Origin of the sequence: Bradyrhizobium sp. KBS0727 (assembly GCF_005937885.2) — a bacterium.
GTDB lineage: Bacteria > Pseudomonadota > Alphaproteobacteria > Rhizobiales > Xanthobacteraceae > Bradyrhizobium.
In genome coordinates this window covers 6,693,260-6,715,230 of sequence record NZ_CP042176.1, presented here as the reverse complement: position 1 = coordinate 6,715,230, position 21,971 = coordinate 6,693,260, and the positions used below count along the sequence as shown (strand labels likewise).

General features: G+C 60.0%; 21 protein-coding genes and 2 pseudogenes. 13 read left to right on the top strand and 10 right to left on the bottom strand.

Annotated elements, in window-relative coordinates:
- Positions 1–84: 84 nt before the first annotated feature.
- Positions 85–477, top strand: a complete 393-nt coding sequence (locus FFI89_RS31465) for a hypothetical protein (protein WP_138831362.1) — start codon at positions 85–87, stop codon at positions 475–477.
- A 790-nt stretch (positions 478–1,267) separates the two neighbouring features.
- On the top strand, positions 1,268–3,604 hold the full coding sequence (locus FFI89_RS31460; protein ID WP_138831361.1) for an FdhF/YdeP family oxidoreductase: 2,337 nt from the start codon (positions 1,268–1,270) through the stop codon (positions 3,602–3,604).
- Between the two features lie 187 nt (positions 3,605–3,791).
- On the opposite strand, the gene rpoH is transcribed toward FFI89_RS31460, so the two are convergent.
- Together rpoH and FFI89_RS34635 are read right to left on the bottom strand one after the other, a co-directional pair.
- Entirely contained in the window at positions 3,792–4,724 is a 933-nt protein-coding gene (gene rpoH / locus FFI89_RS31455; protein ID WP_138831360.1) for an RNA polymerase sigma factor RpoH, read from the bottom strand.
- Between the two features lie 297 nt (positions 4,725–5,021).
- The gene (locus tag FFI89_RS34635; RefSeq protein WP_168212729.1) at positions 5,022–5,435 is read right to left on the bottom strand and encodes a hypothetical protein; all 414 of its coding nucleotides are present in this window, start codon (positions 5,433–5,435) and stop codon (positions 5,022–5,024) included.
- Positions 5,436–6,015: 580 nt separating this feature from the next.
- On the opposite strand from FFI89_RS34635, the gene fdhD reads away from it, so the two are divergent.
- Positions 6,016–6,864, top strand: coding sequence for a formate dehydrogenase accessory sulfurtransferase FdhD (gene fdhD, locus FFI89_RS31440; protein WP_138831358.1), 849 nt, complete (start codon positions 6,016–6,018; stop codon positions 6,862–6,864).
- Between the two features lie 8 nt (positions 6,865–6,872).
- Positions 6,873–7,931, top strand: coding sequence for a GlxA family transcriptional regulator (locus FFI89_RS31435; protein ID WP_246669307.1), 1,059 nt, complete (start codon positions 6,873–6,875; stop codon positions 7,929–7,931).
- Positions 7,932–8,018: 87 nt separating this feature from the next.
- Here FFI89_RS31435 and FFI89_RS31430 read toward each other — a convergent pair whose 3' ends face one another.
- The 3 genes from FFI89_RS31430 to FFI89_RS31420 are packed head-to-tail and all read right to left on the bottom strand — an operon-like array spanning position 8,019 to position 10,145.
- Positions 8,019–9,374 carry a sorbosone dehydrogenase family protein gene (locus FFI89_RS31430; protein WP_246669555.1) on the bottom strand — a complete coding sequence of 452 codons (1,356 nt, stop codon included), beginning with the start codon at positions 9,372–9,374 and terminating at the stop codon, positions 8,019–8,021.
- 5 nt (positions 9,375–9,379) lie between these two features.
- The gene (locus FFI89_RS31425; protein ID WP_138831356.1) at positions 9,380–9,850 is read right to left on the bottom strand and encodes a DUF2231 domain-containing protein; all 471 of its coding nucleotides are present in this window, start codon (positions 9,848–9,850) and stop codon (positions 9,380–9,382) included.
- Between the two features lie 43 nt (positions 9,851–9,893).
- Positions 9,894–10,145, bottom strand: a complete 252-nt coding sequence (locus tag FFI89_RS31420) for a hypothetical protein (RefSeq protein WP_138831355.1) — start codon at positions 10,143–10,145, stop codon at positions 9,894–9,896.
- A 317-nt stretch (positions 10,146–10,462) separates the two neighbouring features.
- On the opposite strand from FFI89_RS31420, the gene FFI89_RS31415 reads away from it, so the two are divergent.
- The 4 genes from FFI89_RS31415 (at position 10,463) to pqqA (ending at position 13,187) form a co-directional block, all read left to right on the top strand.
- Entirely contained in the window at positions 10,463–10,714 is a 252-nt protein-coding gene (locus FFI89_RS31415) for a hypothetical protein (RefSeq protein ID WP_138831354.1), read from the top strand.
- Between the two features lie 347 nt (positions 10,715–11,061).
- Positions 11,062–12,351, top strand: a complete 1,290-nt coding sequence (soxC, locus tag FFI89_RS31410; RefSeq protein WP_210249173.1) for a sulfite dehydrogenase — start codon at positions 11,062–11,064, stop codon at positions 12,349–12,351.
- Positions 12,344–12,901 (top strand): c-type cytochrome, encoded by a 558-nt coding sequence (locus FFI89_RS31405; protein ID WP_371722106.1) that lies wholly within the window; start codon positions 12,344–12,346, stop codon positions 12,899–12,901. The genes soxC and FFI89_RS31405 overlap by 8 nt, the downstream gene beginning before the upstream one ends.
- A 205-nt stretch (positions 12,902–13,106) precedes the next feature.
- The gene (gene pqqA, locus FFI89_RS35305; protein ID WP_138835868.1) at positions 13,107–13,187 is read left to right on the top strand and encodes a pyrroloquinoline quinone precursor peptide PqqA; all 81 of its coding nucleotides are present in this window, start codon (positions 13,107–13,109) and stop codon (positions 13,185–13,187) included.
- Between the two features lie 150 nt (positions 13,188–13,337).
- Here the strand turns inward: pqqA and FFI89_RS34745 are convergent, their stop codons facing one another.
- Complete coding sequence (locus tag FFI89_RS34745) at positions 13,338–13,493, bottom strand: hypothetical protein (protein WP_210249046.1); 156 nt, start codon at positions 13,491–13,493, stop codon at positions 13,338–13,340.
- Positions 13,493–13,723, bottom strand: coding sequence for a hypothetical protein (locus tag FFI89_RS31395; RefSeq protein WP_138831351.1), 231 nt, complete (start codon positions 13,721–13,723; stop codon positions 13,493–13,495). The genes FFI89_RS34745 and FFI89_RS31395 overlap by 1 nt, the downstream gene beginning before the upstream one ends.
- A 374-nt stretch (positions 13,724–14,097) precedes the next feature.
- Here FFI89_RS31395 and FFI89_RS34630 point away from each other — a divergent pair, with 374 nt between their 5' ends.
- Positions 14,098–14,268, top strand: a complete 171-nt coding sequence (locus FFI89_RS34630) for a hypothetical protein (protein WP_168213110.1) — start codon at positions 14,098–14,100, stop codon at positions 14,266–14,268.
- A 200-nt stretch (positions 14,269–14,468) separates the two neighbouring features.
- On the opposite strand, the gene FFI89_RS31390 is transcribed toward FFI89_RS34630, so the two are convergent.
- From FFI89_RS31390 to FFI89_RS35115, 3 genes are all read right to left on the bottom strand, one after another.
- Positions 14,469–16,022: a cytochrome-c peroxidase gene (locus tag FFI89_RS31390; protein ID WP_246669553.1), complete on the bottom strand. Its 1,554-nt coding sequence runs from the start codon at positions 16,020–16,022 to the stop codon at positions 14,469–14,471.
- Between the two features lie 32 nt (positions 16,023–16,054).
- Entirely contained in the window at positions 16,055–16,624 is a 570-nt protein-coding gene (locus tag FFI89_RS31385) for an NADPH-dependent FMN reductase (RefSeq protein ID WP_138831349.1), read from the bottom strand.
- Positions 16,625–16,962: 338 nt separating this feature from the next.
- On the bottom strand, positions 16,963–17,193 hold the full coding sequence (locus FFI89_RS35115) for an NAD(P)H-dependent oxidoreductase (RefSeq protein WP_246669306.1): 231 nt from the start codon (positions 17,191–17,193) through the stop codon (positions 16,963–16,965).
- 724 nt (positions 17,194–17,917) lie between these two features.
- Here FFI89_RS35115 and FFI89_RS31375 point away from each other — a divergent pair.
- From FFI89_RS31375 to FFI89_RS31360, 4 genes and pseudogenes are all read left to right on the top strand, one after another.
- Positions 17,918–18,793, top strand: coding sequence for a transposase (locus FFI89_RS31375; RefSeq protein ID WP_138831347.1), 876 nt, complete (start codon positions 17,918–17,920; stop codon positions 18,791–18,793).
- Entirely contained in the window at positions 18,790–19,143 is a 354-nt protein-coding gene (gene tnpB, locus FFI89_RS31370) for an IS66 family insertion sequence element accessory protein TnpB (RefSeq protein WP_138831346.1), read from the top strand. Before FFI89_RS31375 ends, tnpB begins: the two co-directional genes overlap by 4 nt.
- Positions 19,144–19,212: 69 nt before the next feature.
- Positions 19,213–20,729: pseudogene (locus tag FFI89_RS31365) on the top strand (IS66 family transposase).
- Positions 20,730–21,129: 400 nt separating this feature from the next.
- Positions 21,130–21,904: pseudogene (locus tag FFI89_RS31360) on the top strand (efflux RND transporter permease subunit); the annotation flags it as partial.
- Positions 21,905–21,971 lie beyond the last annotated feature (67 nt).

Here is a 21,971-nt window from a genome sequence, read left to right as displayed (position 1 = left end):
TTTCAGCAGCCGCCCGTATTGCTCGACGCTCCGCCGGTGCCGCCCGTCAGGCACGGGAACAGACTTGTCGAGGGGGATGAAACAGTGGACGGAGTTGTGATCGTCGGCATGGTTGGCACCAACGTGGTCAGTCCGACGGTAGCCACAGTCGGCGATACCGTCATCGTTGGTACTGCCGCTGCGGAGCTGACTCCAAGATTCCCGATCTCGATGGATCCCAACGGAATTCCCGTTCGGGCACCGCCGCCCGGAGTTGTGGGCGACGTGGACGTTGGGGTCGACGATGAAGCAATGCTGCTCGAGCCGGAGCCGCACATTCCCGACAATCCCGACGTTTCGAGCGTCCCCGAGGTCGTCGACATTCCCGATGTCGCCGATATTCCCGACGACGTCGACATTGCTGACGATGTTGACATTCCCGACGTTGCCGCGGTCGCCGGCGTCGCAGTTCCCATTGCCATTCCACCGCCGTCATAGGTCGAGGTCGATCCGTACATTCCGGATGGCGCAGTCCCAACGGTCGTGCATGTCGTGCTGCTGCCCGGCATTGCAGTTGCGCCCGTCGAATAGGTGGTGGGCGCTGGACTAATTCCAGGTGATGCGAGCTCGGTAGAGCCAAGGGGGATGCCGGTTGGCGAAACCGTCCCCAAGCCAAGCGGCGAGGTCGCACCGATGGTAGGGGTAGGGCTGGCCATTCCACTGACTTGCGCGATGGCGCCGTTGCCGATGAAGAGCGCTGGAATGACTGCGGCAACCAGCGCGAATTGCATGAGCGTTCTTCGTTTGCCGACCGCATGACTGCGGCGAGCGCCTGTGTCGATCGGCTTTGCGGCGATCCCGCTTGGTGCGAGGCTATCGGACATCGGTCAATCCCTCAGTAGGAGCTCAATAAAGGCTTCTGAATAGTCTGCGGCGGCGGATGATAAGCTTCTTGTCCAGCGCCACGTCCGATTTGGGTTGTCGCGGGTCGTACATCACAAGGCTGATTGGCTGAGAACGGGTCTCAGGTCTGATCTGATCCGGAAGGTGATTGGTCCGCGCGGGCTGTTCAATTAAATACGCGTTTATGGTCTTGGCACCGATTCAATCGCAGCTAGCCGCAACGGATGAAGGGATGCCGAGCCAATTGCGGTTTCAGAAGTCTAAATTCGATTTTAGTTGAGCGGAGCTCGTTCGCGCCCGACGTCATTGGACTATCTCTGACGGAAAACATTCATCGAAACGAGAAATACCTTTCGGCTGGGCGTTAGCGACTACGGAGATCACCATGAGCAAAGACGATGTCGTCGGCGTCGGCGATTACGAGGGCGCCGCAGCGGGATGGGGCGCTCTGAAAGCGGTCGCAGATGCCGTTCGTGGTCAGATGGATATCGTAAAGGAGACGCGCGGTCTCCTCAGCATGAACCAGCCACACGGGTTCGATTGCCCGGGTTGCGCCTGGCCCGATCCGAAACATACGTCGTCGTTCGAGTTCTGTGAGAACGGCGCCAAGGCCGTCTCATGGGAAGCGACGGCCAAACGGACGACGCCGGAATTCTTTGCCGCGCACACAGTCAGCGAACTCTGGAAATGGTCGGACTTCGACCTGGAGAATGAGGGTCGTCTGACCCATCCGATGGCCTACGACCGAGCCACCGATCGATACCTCCCAATCTCGTGGGACGAGGCGCTCGCCAGGATTGGCGCCACGCTCCGAGCGTTACCGCACCCCGATATGGCGGAGTTCTACACGTCCGGCAGGGCGTCCAATGAGGCGGCTTTTCTCTATCAGCTGTTTGTGCGGGAATACGGAACCAACAACTTTCCCGATTGCTCGAACATGTGTCACGAGGCGACGAGCGTCGGCCTGCCCGAGTCGATCGGTGTCGGCAAAGGAACCGTGACCCTGGAGGATTTCGATCACTGCGACGCGCTCTTTTGCATCGGCCATAATCCAGGGACCAATCACCCTCGTATGCTGACGACCCTGCGTGAAGTCGCAAAGCGGGGAGTGCCGATTATCGTCTTCAACCCGCTGCGCGAGCGTGGCCTGGAGCGGTTCACATCACCGCAGCACCCCGCCGAGATGCTGACGCTTGGCTCGACGCCAATTGCCTCGACCTACTATCAGGTGAAAGTGGGTGGCGATATCGCTTTGCTGAAGGGAATCATGAAGACCCTGTTGGCGCTCGATGCGAAAAGCGTTGCCGATGGCGGTCGAGGTGTTCTCGATCGTGGCTTCATCGAGAATCATACTGCCGGAATTGACGAACTGCTGGCCGATCTGGATGCGACCTCGTGGGACGCGATCGAAGCGGCTTCGGGTTTGTCGCGTTTGGATATCGAGTTCGTCGGCAATATTTACGCCAAGGCGGAGCGGGTCATTATCAATTACGGTATGGGCATCACCCAGCATCGCCACGGTACAGGCAATGTTCAGCAGATCGCCAACCTGCTGATGCTTCGCGGCAATATCGGACGAAAGGGCGCCGGCATTTCTCCGTTGCGCGGTCACTCGAATGTGCAGGGAGACCGCACGGTCGGCATTACGGAGGTTCCGAGTGACGAACTGCTGGACGGAATAGCCCGCGTGTTCGGATTCGACCCGCCCCGCAACAGGGGCCACAACGCGATCAAGGCTGTCGAAGCGATCCGGGACGGACGTTCGAAGGCGTTGGTCTGTCTTGGCGGCAATCTTGCAGTTGCAATGTCCGATTCGGAAGTCACGTTCAAGGCGATGAGGAACCTCGATCTCGCGGTGCATATCGCCACCAAGCTCAATCGCTCCCATTTGCTGCTCGCGAAGCAGTCCTTCATCCTTCCCTGCCTGGGACGCACCGAGCTTGATGTTCAGGCGACGGGTCCCCAGTCGGTCACGGTGGAAGATTCAATGTCGATGGTCCACGCCTCTCGTGGCGGACTCAAGCCCGCGTCCGAGCATCTCAGGTCGGAACCAGCAATCATCGCCGGGGTGGCGGTGGCCACGTTACCGGAAACCCGGGTCGGATGGGCGAACCTGGTTTCCGATTACGGAAAGATTCGTGATTGCATTGAAGCGGTCTTCCCGGAGTTCGCCGACTTCAATGCTCGCATCAAACAGCCAGGTGGATTTCGGCTGTATGTTGCTGCATCAGAACGAGAGTGGCTGACACCGACCAGGAAGGCAAATTTCTTCGTTTACCCCGGGCTCGATGAGGATCCGCGTGTGGCGAATCCAGCAGCCCTGACGCTCACGACGATCAGGAGTCATGATCAATATAACACGACGATCTATGGCCTGAATGACCGCTACCGAGGCATTACCGGGCGCCGTGACGTCGTGTTCGTCAATGAGCGGGATCTCGCCAGCCGCGGGTTGAAGCACGGAGACCTGGTCGATGTTAGCGTCGTGTCCGATGTGGGATCGTCACCAGGCGAGCGCGTTATGCGCAACCTGACGGCGGTCGCCTACAATATCGCGCAGGGCTCGATCGCGGCGTACTATCCGGAAGCGAATGTCCTGGTTGCGCTCGATCATTACGACGCCGAATCCGGAACCCCTTCCTACAAGTCGACACCGGTTCTGCTTCGCGCTTCGCCAAGCCATGAGGTGCTCCGCCGATTGGTTCAGGCCGCCAATGAATAGAGCCGAAACTCGATGGCGAATACCACAAACAGGCCGGTCGCCGGGAAAGCGCCGGCGGAGCGCATGAATTCAGATTGGTGGAAGAGGCCCACGTCGCATGACGCACCATGCGTTCGGTTTATGCGGGCCAAACCAGGGCTCAACAACCTAAATCGTTTTGAATGCGATCTGCTGATCGGCTCTCCGTTCAGGCACGCCAGGCCTGCTGCATCATCACCGACGCGCTTGCGGCGAGGTTCCTGGCTGCTTTTCGTACTTTTTCGAACGCGCGCGCCTCGATCTGCCGGATCCGCTCACGCGATACGTTGAATTGTGCGGCGAGGTCCTCGAGGGTCAGTGGCTCGTCGACCAGATGGCGGGCCTCGAAGATCCGACGTTCGCGATGGTCCAGGACATCGATCGCGGCGGTCAGTGCCCTGTGCTGATGGTCCTTCTCGTCCTGCTCGACGACGATGGCTTCCGGCGACGGGGACTGGTCGACGAGATGGTCCTGCCATTCGCCGGTCTCGCCGTCCTCGTGAAGCGGCACATTGATCGATTTGTCGCCGCCAAGGCGTCGATTCATATCGACGACATCCTGGCTCGAGACATCGAGGTTCTTTGCGATCGAGGCGACATGATCGGGATGCAGGTCGCCGCCTTCGAATGCGGCAATCTTGCTTTTTGCTGAACGCAATTTGAAGAAGAGCTTCTTCTGGTTCGCAGTCGTACCGATCTTCACCAGTGACCACGAACGCAGGATGTAATCCTGGATGGACGCCCTGATCCACCAGATCGCGTAGGTAGAAAAGCGAAAGCCCATTTCCGGTTCAAAGCGATTGACGGCCTGCATCAGGCCGACGTTGCCTTCGGAGATGATTTCCGAAACGGGAAGACCGTAACCGCGGTAGGCCATGGCGACTTTGGCAGCGAGACGCAGATGGCTCGTAACGAGCTGATCGGCGGCATCGCGGTCGTTGTGCTCGCGCCAACGTTTGGCGAGGTTGTACTCCTGGTCTCTTTCGAGCATCTTGAAGCGCCGGATATCGCAGAGATAACCCTTGCCGGGTCCGTTTCCGACAAACGCTGGTGCGTACCGTGTTCGAGCTGCGAGGCCCGCGAATTGTCCTTCAATGCCCATTTCAGTCGCTCCGCTGTGAAAGTTGGCGTCCGCCGTTCGAAACTCGAGCGGATTACTGAAGGATAGGCGCAGCGCGCGGGGGAGCCATTAAAATGAGGTTTAGGACATTAAATTCGAATTCAAGCGCGGGCTCGTTAGTGAATAGCGACAGTCACGACATCAACGATAACGCCTCGAACCCACCTCTCGTAAGTTGGCTCGCCCGGTAGAGCTGGCGTTCTGCCGTCGCCATTTTCTCTAGGCGAACCCATAAGACGGCGGAAGCCGCCTGTCGGCGGCTTCCGGATCAGCTTGCATTCAGTAGGTGCAGGTATACGGCCAGGTGCTTGACGTGTAATTCGGGTTATAGGGGCAATCGAGGCCGTAGTCGTAGTAGCCGCCGAAATGACGCCGCCCAGCGCCAAAGTGATCGTGCTCCATGCGGGCCATGTGGCCGGCACCAAGGCCGCCGACGTGGCCTCCGCCGAGGCCTCCGATGTGATCACCGCCCATAGATCCGATGTGATCACCGCCAAATCCGCCCATGTGGGCGCCGCCAAATCCGCCCATGTGGCCACCGCCACCGCCGCCCATGTGGCCACCGCCACCGCCACCGCCACCCATATGGCCACCACCGCCACCACCGCCGCCGCCGCCACCGCCGCCACCGCGGGCTTGTGCACCCGTGGCAATAAGGCTGCCGGCAAGCAGTGCACTTGCCAAAATCATCATCGCTCGTCCTCGCATAACATTCTCCATTTGGATGGGCGGACTTCCCGCCACAGGGCCTTGTCAGACGTTGGCGGGTCTCAGCAAGGTAAACGCCAACGTCGCGATGGACTGGAGATGGGAATGGCTGTTCTTCGTCTCTACTAAATTCTCTTTCAATCAACCGTTGAATGCCCACCTCGCCAAAGCGAACAGGCGCGCTCGCAATTGGTCGAGGGGTGCTGAAAGTAGGCCGGGATTTCATCCCTCGCAAAAAATTGGACGGCGCACACCCGCCTTGAGGGGGCATGAAGCGCGGCGCGCGCCGTCCACTCGACAGCCGCATGATATCGCCTCGGGGGACAGGCGTGGCTGTTCTGAACGTGATCTACGCTCGCAACGTCAATAGCGCCATTAAACAATGTTTCAGAAATCGTCCACGTTGTTCCTGGTGGTAGGACCAGGAATTGACCGACTCTCTCCCTCTCGCTGTCGAACCCCGGAAAGCTAAATTCGTTTTTAGTTGAGAAGGCCATGTCAAGCAGCGACGGTACCACCGGCGGGCTCTTGTTTCCGGCGTGGCGTCCCCTGAATGGAGCAACACATGATGGAGCCGGCCCGAGTCGTTTCGCGACGGATTTGGCGAGAAGGCAGTCTGAGCGTCGGTAGTCGTTCGATTCCGGAAGAGACGGCGGTAGCGCTCACATATAACGGCGGGACTTATGCGGTAATGATGACGACACCGCGGGATTTGGAGGATTTTGCGGTTGGCTTCAGCCTGAACGAAGGCGTTATCAGCTCTTCTGCCGATATCGATTCGCTTGACGTCGTGCCACTCGATGATGGTGTCGAACTGCGGATGTGGCTCAGCAAGCCAAAAGCCGATCGGCTGCGAGAACGACGGCGGCACATCGCCGGACCGACCGGCTGCGGATTGTGCGGCATCGAATCAATCGCGGAAGCGCTACGCCCGGCGACCGCCATCGGGCCCGGCCCGCAATTCTCGCCCGAACAGATTACGGTGGCCATGCAGAGCCTGCCATCGCGCCAAAAGCTCAACATCGCGACGCGCGCGGTACATGCCGCGGCCCTCTGGAATGCCGCGGCCGGCATCGTTGCCTTGCGCGAGGACGTCGGCCGCCATAACGCGCTCGACAAGTTGTCGGGTGCGCTGGCTCGTGCGTCCATTGTGGCGGGCGAGGGGATCATTCTTCTCACCAGCCGGATATCAGTTGAGATGGTGCAGAAGAGCGCCGCGATCGGAGCGCCCGTGATGGTGTCGGTTTCGGCTCCAACTGCGCTGGCCGTTCGCATGGCGGATGCGGCGGGTGTCACACTTGCCGCCATCGCGCGCGCAGACGGATTCGAAGTGTTCACGCATCCGCGCCGGATTTCACTTGAGGCTGCTGCCAATGTCGCAGCTTGCAAGAGCATTGCCCGCGGCAGCTCGTAGGTGCAGAATTGGAGTTGCCAGGCGCGCTTTCAGATGGAAGCTCGTGCACTCGGTCTGGCTTCGTTCTCAGGGCAGGGGAGGAAAGCAGAAAAATGGTTGCGAAGACCGCGCGGAAATCCGTTGCCATCATCGTGCCGCCGAAGGCGCAATCTCTCGATGTGTCGGGGCCGTTGGATGCCTTTCTGGAAGCCAATCGTCACGCGTCCGGCGGGCCTCTCTACGAGGTTCGATTGTTGGCGATCGGCGCCGGGCGAACGATCAAGCTGGGAGGGATGTCGCTGGTCGCGGATAGCTCGATTTTCGATGACGTCAGGTCGATCGACACGATGCTCGTGGCCGGAACGCCCGACTACGCCATCGCCCATGACAGCACGGATTTCCACGCCTGGCTGCGCCGCCGCGCTCCGAAGACGCGAAGATATGGCTCGGTATGCACAGGTGCATTCTTTCTCGGTGCGTCAGGCCTCCTCGACGGCATGAGTGCGACGACGCATTGGCAGCATGCCGCCGAACTTGCCGAACGTTTTCCGGCCGCCAAGGTCGTGCCTGACCAGATCTATGTTCAGGATGGCGCGCTTTACACGTCGGCTGGAGTAACCGCCGGCATCGATCTCGCATTGAAGCTGATCGAGGACGATCACGGGCGCGATCTTGCATTGACGGTCGCGCGCCGGCTGGTGGTGTTTTTGAAGCGTCCCGGCGGCCAATCGCAGTTCAGCGCGCATCTGGCGGCGCAGATGGCCGACGAGGGGAAGATTCGATCCCTGCAGCATTGGATCCTCGATCACCTCTCGCTCGATCTCAGCCTGGTTTCGCTGGCAAGCCGGGTCGCGATGAGTGTACGCAATCTTACGCGTGTGTTTCAGGACGAAACCGGTTCCACGCCCGCGGACTTTGTCGAAATGGCGCGTGTAGATGCGGCAAGGCGACTGCTCGAGGAGAGCGAAACGCCATTGCAGCGGGTGGCGTCGCGTTGCGGCTTTGGCAGCCTGGATACGATGCGCCGCGCCTTCCTCCGAAGAATTGGCACCGGGCCCAGCGACTACCGGGAACGATTTCGGCGTTGACGGCCTTGAGGCCGTCAACGTCGATAAGCATTCCTATTTGGTGCGCAGGCGAGCGCCGGCGGAATTCTCTGAGGTTTCCTTGGCCTGCTAACTGGCTGGCTTTGGGGAAGAACCCGGCTTGAGTGATGACACCCGCCATACGGTGTTGCCAACATCGTCGGCGATCAACAGCCCGCCACGGCGGTCGACTGCCAAGCCGACTGGCCGACCATGTGCGTGATTGTTCGCATCGAGAAAGCCCGTGACGACATCCTGTGGCGGGCCGCTGGGTCGTCCACCGCTGAAGGGCACGAAGACCACTTTGTAGCCGTTAAGAGGCGTTCGATTCCAGCTTCCATGTTCACCGACGAACGCTCCGCCGCGGTAGTTCGCCGGAAGATCGGTGCCTGTGTACATGGCTACGCCCAATGGCGCCACGTGTGAGCTTAGCGCGTAGTCCGGCTTGATCGCTGTGGCCACCAGATCGGGCCGCTGCGGTACGATACGCGGGTCCAGGTGCTGGCCGTAATAGCTGTAGGGCCAGCCATAGAAGCCTCCGTCCTGCACCGAGGTCAGATAATCCGGTACGAGGTCGGGCCCGATCTCGTCGCGTTCGTTGGCGATTGCCCAGAGTTTGCCGGTCTCAGGCTCCCACTGCAGCCCGGTGGGATTGCGAACGCCGCTGGCGAAGATACGATGCGCGCCTGACGCAACGTCGACCTCCCATATCGCGGCTCGTTCATATTCGGCTCCGATTCCGTTCTCGCCGATGTTGCTGTTTGAACCGACCCCGACATAGAGCTTGGAGCCGTCCGGACTGGCCAGCAAAGCCTTGGTCCAGTGATGATCAATAGGGCCGCCGGGGAGATCGGTAACCTTTGTGCCTTGAGCGGTGATACTGGTTTGCCCATCCTGATACGGAAAGCGCATGATTGCGTCGGTATTCGCGACGTAGAGATCATGACCAACCAGGGCGACGCCAAACGGCGAGTTGAGGTGGTCCAGAAACACGGTTCGCAGCTCGGGAGTGCCGTCAGCTTTGGTACCCCGCAGCAGCGTGATGCGGTTCGCATCCTTTGCCTTGGCGCCGGCGAACGACTGAACCCAGCCGGTGATGATGTCCTTGGGGCGGAAGATCGGTGCTTTCGGGCCATTGCTCTCAACCACCAGCACGTCGCCATTGGGAAGGACGTAGAGGGACCGCGGATGCACAAAGCCGGTCGCCAAAGCATGGACCTGCAATCCCGCGGGAACCGTGGGAGTTTCCTTTCCCCATCCGACCACTTTTGCGACCCGCATCGGTGGCATCAGATACTGCTGTACCGCAGGCAGTACGGGATTGGCACCGATCTGCAGTTTTGGATCGCCGGCATGATCGTCGCAACCGGCGAGTCCCAGGCCGGCGACACCGACGAGGAGAAGCGCGAGACGCGACGCCGTACGGACATTCTTGAGGGTCTGCATCATAATTATCCTCCAATACGGCGGCGCTTCGCAAAGGCCATGCCGACCAATGCCGTTACCAAGAGAACGGCGACGACGAGCCCCGAAAGCATCAGGCCGGTCGGTACCACTGCAGTGTAACCGTCGCGGCTGTGAACGAAGGCGTTGATCAGCGCGAGCAAAACCGCGAGTGCGTAGCCAACCGCGCGGGGCCACGCTGGCCTGTCCATTCGTCTGCGGCCCGCCAGGTCGATTACGAAGGCGATGGTGGCAAGGCCCGCCATGATCAGGCCGGCGACAATCAGCCAGATGGAGAACCTCTCCCACATCACGTCAGGCATCTGCCAGTAGACAATGTCGGTGGCGAGAGCGCCCGCGAAGTAGGCGGCCGAAAACGACACCAGCACTTTATGCATTGGTCGTCTGCGACGCTTCTGTGTCAGCTTCAAATTGGCATCGCGTATGGATGTCGCTTCCGTAATCGTAGCATGCTTCATGCGTCAGTACTCCTGCTGCGCGAAACCGCGAGTTTTCTTCGCCTTACTTGAACTGCGGAATTGTCGGGACGGTTATGTGCGGCGACGGCAGCGGAGCCATCCTGGAAGCGTTGCCGATGCCGCTCGGGTCGGCGACCACATTGTTGATTCCGCCGGGGGTAGCGGGGCCCGACGGAATTCCACTGATTGGCGAATTTCCCGCCCCCGCTTCACCGGCCATCATTGCAAATGAAGCGGTAGGCGCCGCAAAGGACACGAAGATTGCGAGAGCAATTTTTGCCGAGGTGTTGGACATGAGAGGCTTCATTGTTTGATTTGACGGGACCTTTGGATACGAGAAGTTATCTAGGTCCGTCGATCCGCCGTGCCATTAAATTGGAGTTTAGAATTCGGACCCAAATGCGGGTTGGCAGAGCTGTGCACGCTCCGAGCTTCGTCGACGCGCCTCGAACGCAATGCACGCCATCGACTGAATTTCAATTTAGCTTCTTGAAGTCCAATTTAATGGGACGCGCAGAATTTCGGCTTAGCTCCGTGGTGACGTTCCTGAGGGTTCAGGGCGAAAGCGAGAATCCAAAAATCTCGCTGCCAATCGATCTACGGAGAACAGCTATGACCAGATTCAAGCTTCTTGGTGCGGCAGCCATTCTGTCGCTGATGTCCGCAACGCCGGTATTCGCGCAGGCCGCTATTCAGGAGCCGGGTATGTTCGCGTTTTACTACCCGAACAATGACGTCCTGAACGGCGGCCGGCCCACACCGGCGGCGGGCATGGACGCCAGGACGCTGATGCAATTCAACAGCAGAGACGCATATGGCGGCATGGGCAGCGGTGCGAATGGTGCGTCGCACGCCCGGCGGTAACATTCCTGCGATCCGTCCCCACGGACGTTCCTTGGATATGATGGACGCCGGAACGCCGGCCGGTAAACCGCTTAAAGCTTCGATACAGGCGGCCAAAACTGAGCGCAGCCGATGGAGAAGGCCGGATCGGTAACGATGCGGCCTTTTCCATACGCTATGTCCAGGTGAGGGCCAGGGCGGGCGGCGCCCCATCAACGGTGCCGAATTGGCAAGATTGAGACAGGCGTAGCAAGCCTCGACAAGCGGTGCCTGGCTCGATGAATTACAATAAAGCCCTTCGTACTGGAACAGGGCTGAGCCTCATTGTATTATTCCAGGCCTACCGATCTCGAGCGGAGGGACCTACGATGAGCGAGCCAACCGACATGGGCGAGGGTCTCGCCGTGACATCGCGACGGCGGTTTCTGCGTAAAGGTGGTGCGCTGGTAGGTGGGGTCGTCGTTGCGGGCGGTCTCGCTGGCGGCGAAGTATCGGCGGCGACGGAAAAAGCCGACAACTTGCCGCCCAATGTCCCGGAATGGATGAAGACACCTGGCGATCCCATGGGAAGCCAGCTTTACGGAATGCCTTCGCCCTTCGAAAAGAATGTCGTCAAGAACATCCCGAAGAACCTGCCGCAATATTTGTCGGCATCCGGGCGGACGCCACTGCAAGATCTCGACGGTATCATCACGCCCAACGGGCTGTTTTATGAGCGCCATCACGGCGGAGTCCCCACCATCGATCCGGCACAGCATCGGCTCATGCTCCATGGCCTCGTCGACAGGCCGCTGATCTTTACCATGGATGACATCCGGCGCTTTCCTTCCGAGTCGCACATCTATTTTCTCGAGTGCTCAGGCAACCCTGGCTACAAGAAACCCTACGGCAAGACGGCGTCCGACCTTGTTGGTCTCCTCAGCTGTGCGGAATGGACCGGCGTGAGCCTCAAACTGGTTTTGCAGGAAGCAGGATTGCAGGCCGGAGCAAAATGGGTGATCGCCGAGGGCGCCGATGCCGCCGCGATGACGCGCAGCATTCCGATCGAAAAATGTCTCGAAGACGCGATGCTGGTGTACAGCCAGAACGGTGAGCGGCTGCGCCCGCAGCAAGGGTATCCGCTGCGGCTGTTGTTGCCCGGATTCGAGGGCAACATGAGTATCAAATGGTTGCGGCGTCTGCGCGTTGCCGCCGAGCCCGCCTATTCGCGCGAGGAAACCTCGAAATATTCGGACCTGATGCCGGACGGCACGGCGCGTGAGTTCAGCTTTTTCATGGAAGCGAAATCCATAATCACGCGACCCTCGGGCGGACAGCGGCTGAGCGCACCCGGATTCCATGAAATCAGCGGCATCGCGTGGAGCGGCCACGGCAAGATCGGGCGTGTCGACGTCTCGGTCGATGATGGCAAGAGCTGGCAGGAGGCGCAGCTGCAGGAACCGGTGCTGACCCGGGCGCTGACCCGCTTCCGGCTGCCGTGGCATTGGAACGGCCAGCCTGCCGTCATTCAAAGCCGTGCAATCGATGAGACCGGTTACGTCCAGCCAACGCTGGCCGAGCTTCTCGCGGTTCGCGGCGAGAATTATTTTTACCACAACAACGCGATCTGGCCCTGGCGCATCGCGGCTGGCGGCGAGGTGACCAATGCCAATGCGTGAGTTTCACGTCGTGGCGTTCGCCGTGTTTGTGCTGGCATGCGCAACACCCGCGCAGGCGCAAAGCCCTTACGGCATCGGGCGCGCTGCGACGCCGGCGGAGATCGCGGGCTGGAATATCGATGTCGATCGCGACGGCAACAACCTTCCGCCAGGAAGCGGCAGCGTCAATCATGGCCGCGAGGTCTTTGACCAGCAATGTGCGGCTTGTCACGGTGCAAACGGCGAGGGTGGCGTTGGTGATCGGCTTGTCGGCGGGCAGGGCACACTGGCTACGCCAAAGCCGGTGAAGACCGTCGGCAGCTACTGGCCCTACGCGCCGACATTGTTCGATTATATCCGCCGCGCCATGCCGCAGAACGCGCCGCAATCGCTCAGTAACGAAGAGGTCTATGCGGTCTCGGCCTACATCCTGCACCTGAACGGCCTGCTGCCTGCTGAGGCGACCCTCGACGCCAAGTCGCTAACCGCGATCAAGATGCCGAACCGAAATATGTTCTCCGGTGATTCCCGGCCCGACGTCAAAAATCCGGCATGCATGACGAACTGCTGAGAAGAAAGCAAAAGGGACCCGCCGGGTCTGTTAGCAATCCCGCCTTACGACGCTAAACGCCAATTTAGTTGGGAGCGGGCATCGCATCGCTACATAGGGAAGACAGTGATGAAGGCGCGCTGAGGCGCGCGTATCGCAAGCTGGACCGAGGCTCTGGAAAATTACCGGAGCTTTGGTTACCTTCCTCCTGTTATGGAGTACTCCAGTGACCTGGAAGACACCGAAGATCGTTGAAGTGCAGGTTGGTATGGAAATCAACATGTACGTCTGCGCAGCCCGCAAATAGTTTCGCGTACGCCGTCACGCGGCTGGTTCGCCATGTTCGGCGAACCAGCGAGTTTGCGCCCTCGCGGGTCGAGTTGCTGGAGAGATGTGCACCAGGCATCGGCATCAATTCTGGGAGGGACTGCCTCGCCGAGCAACTCGTTGAGGCTCGTCAGCCGAACACATCCTCATCAAACCCGGCGACCTTAAAGTGCCGGATTGGGATGGACTCCGAGTCCACGCCATTGCCGGTGACACCAAGCAGCGCACCGAGGGTGTGCTGACGATTGTTGAGAAAAAGATGCGACCCCCGGCCGCTCTTTTTCATTATCCGCGGTGGGTCGGATGGCGAAGACGCGCGCGGGGCTGCTCCATGGAAGCGTTTCCGTTCCGCCAGTTACCGTCGGTGTAGGGATTGCGGGGACCCAGGTTTTGACAATTGGCGTTCGGGTAGAACTGCGCGCAATAGCCGGGGTCTTCGATGACCTGTTGCGCCAGCACGGGCGTTGCGAAAGCTGCCGTAGCGACAGCAGCGACGCCAATCAGTGCGAGTTTCATCTTGGTTTCCTGGTTAGTGTAACTAAGTAGTTCGTGTAACCGGAAGATGGGCCGGCCTCCGGCGTTTCGCCAGTTACCGTTTGGCAAGCTCCTTAGAACGTGAAGATCCGTCATCGGGTTAGACGCTACCGAGATTGTCGCACGCGTTAGCCAACTCATCGCCAGCCACTGGAGCCGGTTTGCAGGAAATCGCTCGCCAACCATCGCGCGGGCGCTTCGCGCCCTCGTAAAATTCAATTTAATGGTCTCGGAGGAACGCGAACCTACATGAACTTGGGGCGCATAGGCGATCAGCCGTGGCCTTGATCGTGCCTCGATCCGCTGCGCCCGGCGCAAACGGCTCCGCTCGCAACCTGCAAGTTTAGAGTCATCCAATGAAAACGGTCTGGATCTACGTCACCGACTATGGGCGCATCGGCGATGAAGATTGGGTTAAGGTGTTTTCCTCCAGCGATGCGGCCGACGAGTGGCTGGAACAAAACGATCCGGAAGGCGTCGCTTGGGAATACCCCATCCATGATAACGTGACGGGGCCACTGCAATGAACCGCATCGAAAGGGTGCTTAGACGGGGCGGTCAGTTGGGCTAGTATTGCGTCGACCGCCTCCGTGTCCGGGTTCACGCCCGTGATCGTGGAGATGCGTGCGAACGCGGCATGGCGCATTCCGATGCTGCGCATGCAGAAGGTGATTTCACTTTCCTTGAGTTGTCAATTTCTTTGAGTCGGCCGACCCAGCAGACGCGATTAGTGCATAAACCCATCCGTCAGTGTTTGCATGAAGAGAACGAGCGCGTCCTCCTCTGCATCCGACAAACCCAAACGACCAACTTTGCTCGTGTTCATGTTGGCGGTCGACTCCGGTGCTGGCCAGCAGATCGTGCCTTCGCCCGGATCGTGGGGCTGGCAGCGCGGCAGCACATCGCGCGTGTTGTAGAAATGCACTATCTGCTTCAGGCTGGTAAAATATCCATTATGCCCGTAGGCCTTCACGAAGGCCGGATCAGGCCGCTTGTCCACGTTGCGCAGTGTGGGCACCTGTATTCGCGCCTGGTTGTCCGGTGCCAGCTTGAGCCATCGCGCGTCGACCGCCGAGGGCTGGCTGAGCAGATGTCCGCTGCTGAGAAAAGTACCGACACCCCCATCGACGAAGGACGATCCCATTGGATTGGCGACGTAGCCCAACGCGTCGGGCCGGTCTTCGCTATAGTAGGGAAGCCTCGGGTTGGCGGGAGTGCCGATATTGCTGGCGGTGAAGTCTGTGAATAGCGGGTCCTCACCTGGCCCACCGTCGCGGTGACATTCATTGCATCGCGCCTTGCCTCGGAACAGATCGTAGCCCTGCTGCTCCTGCGGCGTAAACTGCGCTTGCTTGGCGAGCACCGCGTCGAATTTCGAAGTGAACGACGTCACCTCGGCCGAGGCTTCATAGCCGGCGATCGACTGCGCCATCTGATCGAAGGTCGCGCCGGCGCGGCCGCGATCGATCGAGCTCAAATGGACCGGCAACGGATCGGCCGCGGCCGCCGGCCCAGGCTTGTTGCAGATCAGCTCGATGTCGCCCGGCCACGCAATCGCGAAACTCTGCGGACCCCATACGCCCTCGAACAGGGGGCGATAGGGCCGCTGCGAGACGCGATAGACCGCGCATGCGATATCCGGCAGCCCCATCTCCACGGGATTGGTAGGCGGACCTTGCGCCTGCTCGGCGGCCGGATTGCCGAGCCGGCGTCCCGTCGCGCGCATGTCCCAGAAATTGCCGCCGACGAGGTCGCCCTGCCCGGGATTGTAGTGCAGCACCGGCGACAGCGGCGCGTAGGCGTGCGATTGTGGTTTGCGGTCGCTGAAACGCGTGCGCACCGAACCCGGGTAAGCGCCCGTGGTTCGGTTCAACTCCGACACCGGACCTGTAAAGCCGGTCTCTGGCATGTGGCAAAAGGCGCAAGCCTCGTTGCGGTTTACCGACAAATCCTTGTCATACAGCATCAGCTTGCCGAGCAATTCCACCTGCTGAATCTGATTGTCCGGCGGCGCCGCAAGCCGTTCGATCGCTTGCGCCTCGGTAAGGTCAATCTCGGCCTCGACCTTTGCAATTTCCTGCAACACCTCAGGCGAGAGATTTGAGCTTCTCTCCTCCGCGCCGGGCGCGTCCGCGCCCATAGTGACTGCGAGTGCGGCCGCCGCGATCGACAAAATTGCGCTCTGTATTTTCATATCGGATCCCCTCAAGCCGACCCTGAATAGCCTGCGCCGACATTGTAGGAGTTTGCAACACTTCGTGCCAATAGCCGATACGCACATCGCCACCGGGCATCGGCATCGCGGTTGTCAGCTCATGCCGCCGTTCGAACAATGCGCGCGGCCCTGATCTCGTCGAGGAGATCATCCACGCCTGCCAGCGCAAAGCGCAGCGTGGCCTCGTCGACGATGCGCCCGTCGCTGACCTTCTCATGCACGCTCCCGATCACGATCTGGGGCCGAAGCACAGGACGCGCCGGGATCGATGCGAGCGTCTCGTTCATTTGCTGCTGCGCGCGCACGCCGCCAGTGAAGGCGGGCGAGGTCGTCATCGTCAGTACCGGCTTGCTCCTCAGCACCGAACATCCATAAGGCCGGGAGGCCCAGTCGAGCGCGTTCTTCAGGACGCCGGACATGCCGTGATTGTACTCGGGCGATACCATGATCACACCATCCGTTGTCTCGACGGCCGAACGCAGGGCGCGCACCGATTCCGGCGCATGCTCACCATCGTCATCCTCGTTGTAGAGCGGCAACCCATGCAGGGAGAAAATGTCGAGCACAGCCATGGGCGCAAGTGCGTCCTGAAGACCGCGCAGCACCGCGGTGCCGTTGGAGGCCCGGCGCAGGCTGCCGGAGAGGCCGAGAAGGCGGAGTTGGGTCATCGGGCGCAGTTCCAGACGGCTTGGATTTCAGTTCGCGACCCGACGAACATCACGACAGCGCAGGTCAGCTCAAGTAAATTCGATTTTAATATTCGACTTTCGAATGCTCACCGGTTCCTGAAGCGATCTTGCCTTTGGGTCAATCGCGTCGTTCTTAGCGCCCCCCGCAGACTTCCGGCCTTCCGGTGCCGGCGCGCGGATCATGAACATATTCGCCGAGGGCGGGCAGTTCATATGTCTCCAAACGCATTTCTTCGGGTCCGCCGTAGCGGTGATACTGAATTCGCTGCATTGAAGACTCTCGGCCGATCAGGCCACCCCTCGTTTTTAGGCAGTCGTCAGGGCCGAGACGTCGGCAAAGCGGTTTCGAGTGCGAGCTTGCGCTGTTCGGGGCCGAGGCCGACGCCTTCGGCACGAACGAACGCGGCGTCGCTCATGCCGATGAACCCGAAGAAACTCGTCAGGAATGTTTCCTGATGATCCATAAAGGCCATCGGAGACGAGGCGGTGTACAATCCACCGCGGGAAGGGGCGATGATCAGCTTCTTGCCGCCCGCGAGACCTGCCACGCCGGTCGCGGTGTATTTGAACGGCTTGCGCGCAGCGCGTCGGCGGCCATCGCGTGGTTCGCGGTGCCCCTGCCAACACAAGTGAATGGTATCGGTGGTTGCGTCTCCGGGATTTGAACCTACGACGTTTTGGTCGGTACGATCGCAAGTCCCTCCGCGCGCTACTTTCCATACGATATGGCGACCGAAACTACGATCGCAGTATTGCGGGCCTAGGCACCGGCAAAGTGCAGCGTTACTTTGCTTCTGACTTTGATCGGCTTTCCAGTTGCTTGTTCGATGCTAACGGGGGGCGCTGCGGTGAGTAGGTGGCGTCTAGTACCGTGGTACTGCACGCGCTCTGCCAGTACAGCAATGCAGTACTGGAATTGACGAAGACGAATTACAAGAAACTGCCGGAATTATTTCAACCAGTTGAAAAGAAACGAAAATGCGCTAGTTCTATCGCTCGGATCGTTTGTCGGCCCAAAAATCGATTGGGCCGATTGGAACTACAAAACTGATTGAAAACAAGATGTTAGACAGGCGCTTTTCTGTGGCCCCCTTGATGGACTGGAACGAGAGTTTAGTTTTTTCAATGAGTTAGAAGGCGGCGTGTGCACGATGTGTGCACCGGGAGATCAAAGAAAATCTAGAGACAACGTAAGCGTCCGAGTCCTGCACGACTTTCCGAGAGTGCGTTGTCGTTCCATATCGGGTTCCTTGCTGCATTGGAGGATCTCCGGTGGGTACGGGATATTTCAAGAACGAGGCGCTCCGTTCTTTTTGGTCGGTACACGTTGAAGCGTGGCGACGAAGCGGTCTGAGCAAGCGCAAATATTGTCGTCAGCATCGTCTCAGCGGCAGCACATTCGATCGCTGGCTGCGGCATCTGATTGACGTCGAAACCCTGAAAGTTCGTGCGGAATTGCGTCGAGAGGAACACCGGGAGCGGCTCCGCAAGAAGCGGAGTCCGGTATCGAAGGACCAGCGCTGCAGAGCCGTGCAAGCGTTCTGGGCGATGCACGTCGAAGCGATGAGATGGTGCGGAATGAACATGCAAGCATATTCCCGGGCACATGGCATATCGCAGCACAGCTTGAGGCGGTGGCGTGATCTGATCGACACCAATGAAGTGGAAATCGACTGGCGGACCCATCTTCATCCGAGTGCCCGCCCCCTGGTAAGCACTAGTGCTAGCAGCGCTGCTAATGAGTCCGTCGCCGGAACGCGCTTGACAGACACGCCGACAGCTGATCCGCCGAACGATGGACGTGCCAACCGACGCCGCTTCAGTGACGAGGAAAAGCTGGCGATCGTGGGCGAATCCGAACAACCCGGCGTCACCGCCGCCGAGGTTTGCCGGCGCCATGGCATCGTCAGCAGCATGCTGTTCCGGTGGCGGATACAGTTTGGGTTCGGCAAACGAGCACGGGCGAAGTTGGTGGCTGTGAAAGTTGCCGGAGCGCAATCGGGAACGCTCGTTCTGAACGATCTGTTGCAGCCGCCCGACGGCACGACGATCGTCGAATTGGACGATGGGCGACGTGTCTTCGCACCGATGGGCAGCGATCCGGATGCAGTCCGTCGACATGTGATCGAGCAGGAGACGGCGCGATGATGATCGTGCCAGCGGGGGTGAAGGTGCATCTGGCCTTGGGATATACTGACATGCGCAAGGGCCTGGATGGGCTCGCTACGCTCGTTCAGGAACACCTCAAGAAGGATCCGTTCTCCGGCCATCTATTTGCCTTCCGCGGCAGGAATGCGAGCAGACTGAAAATCCTGTTCTGGGACGGCAACGGACTCTGCCTGTTTACCAAGCGCATCGATCAAGGTGGCTTCATCTGGCCCAGAATGAGCGATCCAGGCGACACCGTGACGCTGTCTCCAGCGCAACTTGCGATGCTGATCGAAGGCATCGATTGGCGCACACCCGAGCGTCGATGGCGCCCCGCCATCGCGGGCTGAATCGCAGAAACCCGCATAGAATATAGCGACGTTGCTTCTTCGAATCAGCATGTTCGAGTAGAATCGGACATGCAGCTCGATCTCAACAATCTGCCGTCGGATACGACACTTCTGCATCGCTTGGTGCGCGACATCGCCGCGACAATTGAGCATCGAGACAGCGAGATCGAGCGACTTCAGGCAATCATCAAACAGCTTCAACGCGCGCAGTTCGGGCGTCGCTCCGAGCGCCTTGATCCCGAGCAACTGGCGCTCACGCTGGAAGATATCGACAGCGATATCGGCCGCATTGAGGAAAGCCGGCCGGTTATTGTATCGGAGCAGCCAGAGGCACCGTCTCGGCGCGCACCGCTGCCCGATCACCTGCCGCGCGAGGACGTTCTGCTTGACGTCGATGGTGAGGCCTGCAGCTGTTGCGGTGGCGTGCTGCATTCGATCGGCGAGAGCGTCAGCGAGATGCTGGACTGGGGTCCGGCGCAGCTTCGCGTGGTGCGCATCACGCGCCCCAAGTACGCCTGCCGAGCCTGCGGTAAGGTTGCCCAGGCGCCTGCGCCGGAGCGGCCGATCGCCGGCGGATTGGCGACTCCAACCCTGCTCGCCCACGTGCTGGTCAGCAAGTATTGCGATCACACGCCGCTTTATCGGCAGTCGCAAATCTTCGCCCGGCACGGCGTCGACCTCGGCCGTTCGACGCTGGCCGGATGGGTTGGCGGCGCATGCTGGTGGCTCGAGGCGCTGCACGAGCGATTGTGCAAGAACGTGTTTGCCTCCGACCATCTGTTTGCCGACGACACGCCGATCCCGGAAGAGGACGCACCAAGACCGGACGCCTGTGGGTCTACGTCCGCGAGCAGCGGCCCTGGAGCGGACCTGAACCGCCGGCAGCGGTTTATTTGTTCGCACCCGACCGAAAGGCCGAACGTCCGGTATTGCACCTGGCGGGCTTCAAAGGTGTCCTGCATGTCGATGGCTATGCGGGCTTCGAGCACCTGACCGTCAACGGCGACGTCATGCTCGCGGCATGTTGGGCCCATACAAGACGCAAGTTCTACGAAGTTGCCGAGGCCACCGGTTCGCCCATTGCGACGGAAGCCTTGCGCCGGATCGGTGAGCTCTATGCCATTGAAGCCCGCGTCCGTGGACAGTCGTCTGCCCATCGGCTCGCTGAGCGGCGCTCCTTCTCGAAGCCGGCTGTGCAGGCCCTGCAAACCTGGTTTGAGGCGCAGCTCGCACGCGTGCCCGGCAGCAGCACGCTTGCGGAAGCGATCCGGTACGCGCTCTCCCGTTGGGAAGGTCTGACGCGCTTCCTGCACGATGGCCGCGTTGAACTGGACACCAATCCGGTCGAGCGTGCAATCCGCCCGGTGGCACTCGGCCGGAAGAACCACCTCTTCGCCGGCAGCGACGCCGGAGGGAACCGTTGGGCAGTCGTCTGCTCGCTGATCGAAACCTGCAAACTCAACGGCGTCGAACCCTACGCTTATCTCACCGACGTGCTCACGCGCATGGTCGACGGACATCCGATCAACCGTCTCGACGAACTGCTGCCGTGGCTTTGGAAACCAGAGATTCATGTCAAGACCTGACTGACGTGCAAGAACCGGACGCATACGAGACAACCAACGAGAGCGGGCGTTCTAAACGCCCATTGGTGTCTGCGGGGCTGTGGGTGTCTCCGCGAGGCTTTGATCTTGTTCGCAAGTTCGCAAGGCGAACGTTGACGAGATCAATCTATGCCAAGTCATAATCGCGGAGTTAGCGCTTATCGAACGGCGGCTGTTGGCGCGAAGCGGCCATTCGCGGAATGAGCGACATTCGCCAAGTGCCATATGTGGACGCTCCGGGTTGGCAAGCGCTTTCTTCACGTTTCGCAGCATTGGTCGGTGCAGCCATGTGTTCGGCTTTTAGGTGCGGTTCACATGACCGCTGGCCTTGATGCCCTCCGCGGATCAGGTCCCGACCAAACGCGCTCGATCTGATCTACGGCAGGTGCCGCTGAGCGCATTGGTTGAACAAAAGCGAACCGTGCGGTCGCTATCGGTCAGCCATCAGGGCCAGTTCCCCCGCGATCACACTATCGTTCAACCAGACAGCAGGTGCCGCGCTCGGCCAGGCCGTTGAAGCGATTGAGAAGGCAAAGCGGGACCTGAACGTCCCGGCCACCCTGATCACCACGTTCGAGGGGAACGCCCAGGCATTTCAGGATTCGCTCAAGACCCAGCCTCTCCTGATTCTTGCAGCGCTGATTGCGGTTTATATCATCCTGGGAGCGCTCTATGAGAGCCTGATCCATCCAACCACGATCCTTTCGACCATCCCTTCGGCTGGCGTTGGCGCGCTTCTGATCCTGATGGCATTCAACCTCGAGCTCAGCGTCATCGCGCTTATCGGCATCATCCTGCTGATCGGCTTCGTCAAGAAGAACGCCATCATGATGATCGATTTTGCGATTCATGCCGAGCAGACGGAGGCCATGGACCCGGAGGATGCGATTTTCCAGGCGGCGCTGAAACGCTTCCGCCCGATCATGATGACGACGTTCGCGGCCTTGTTCGGCGCCCTGCCGCTTGCACTCGAGCACGGGACCGGCGCGGAGATCCGCCAGCCACTCGGATGCGCGATCGTCGGCGGCCTGCTCGTGTCGCAATTCCTCACGCTCTACACGCCGCCGGTGGTCTACCTCGCGCTGCATCGCTTCAGCCGCAACCAAGCCCGCAAGGTTGTTCCGCGCCCGGTCGAAGCGGCGATCGCGGCTGAATGAAAATGTTTTGCCAATTGACGCGCTTAGGCGCGCTGAACCGGGATCGGCCGGATACTTTCGGAACACG

Bases quoted from the DNA above. Each gene is read 5' to 3' on its own strand.
- FFI89_RS31460 (WP_138831361.1), top strand. From the start codon at position 1,268: ATGAGCAAAGACGATGTCGTCGGCGTCGGCGATTACGAGGGCGCCGCA.
- rpoH (WP_138831360.1), bottom strand. From the start codon at position 4,724: ATGGGCATTGAAGGACAATTCGCGGGCCTCGCAGCTCGAACACGGTAC.
- FFI89_RS34635 (WP_168212729.1), bottom strand. From the start codon at position 5,435: ATGATGATTTTGGCAAGTGCACTGCTTGCCGGCAGCCTTATTGCCACG.
- fdhD (WP_138831358.1), top strand. From the start codon at position 6,016: ATGATGGAGCCGGCCCGAGTCGTTTCGCGACGGATTTGGCGAGAAGGC.
- FFI89_RS31430 (WP_246669555.1), bottom strand. From the start codon at position 9,374: ATGCAGACCCTCAAGAATGTCCGTACGGCGTCGCGTCTCGCGCTTCTC.
- FFI89_RS31425 (WP_138831356.1), bottom strand. From the start codon at position 9,850: ATGAAGCATGCTACGATTACGGAAGCGACATCCATACGCGATGCCAAT.
- FFI89_RS31420 (WP_138831355.1), bottom strand. From the start codon at position 10,145: ATGTCCAACACCTCGGCAAAAATTGCTCTCGCAATCTTCGTGTCCTTT.
- FFI89_RS31415 (WP_138831354.1), top strand. From the start codon at position 10,463: ATGACCAGATTCAAGCTTCTTGGTGCGGCAGCCATTCTGTCGCTGATG.
- soxC (WP_210249173.1), top strand. From the start codon at position 11,062: ATGAGCGAGCCAACCGACATGGGCGAGGGTCTCGCCGTGACATCGCGA.
- FFI89_RS31405 (WP_371722106.1), top strand. From the start codon at position 12,344: ATGCGTGAGTTTCACGTCGTGGCGTTCGCCGTGTTTGTGCTGGCATGC.
- FFI89_RS34745 (WP_210249046.1), bottom strand. From the start codon at position 13,493: ATGAAAAAGAGCGGCCGGGGGTCGCATCTTTTTCTCAACAATCGTCAG.
- FFI89_RS31395 (WP_138831351.1), bottom strand. From the start codon at position 13,723: ATGAAACTCGCACTGATTGGCGTCGCTGCTGTCGCTACGGCAGCTTTC.
- FFI89_RS34630 (WP_168213110.1), top strand. From the start codon at position 14,098: ATGAAAACGGTCTGGATCTACGTCACCGACTATGGGCGCATCGGCGAT.
- FFI89_RS31390 (WP_246669553.1), bottom strand. From the start codon at position 16,022: ATGTGCGTATCGGCTATTGGCACGAAGTGTTGCAAACTCCTACAATGT.
- FFI89_RS31385 (WP_138831349.1), bottom strand. From the start codon at position 16,624: ATGACCCAACTCCGCCTTCTCGGCCTCTCCGGCAGCCTGCGCCGGGCC.
- tnpB (WP_138831346.1), top strand. From the start codon at position 18,790: ATGATGATCGTGCCAGCGGGGGTGAAGGTGCATCTGGCCTTGGGATAT.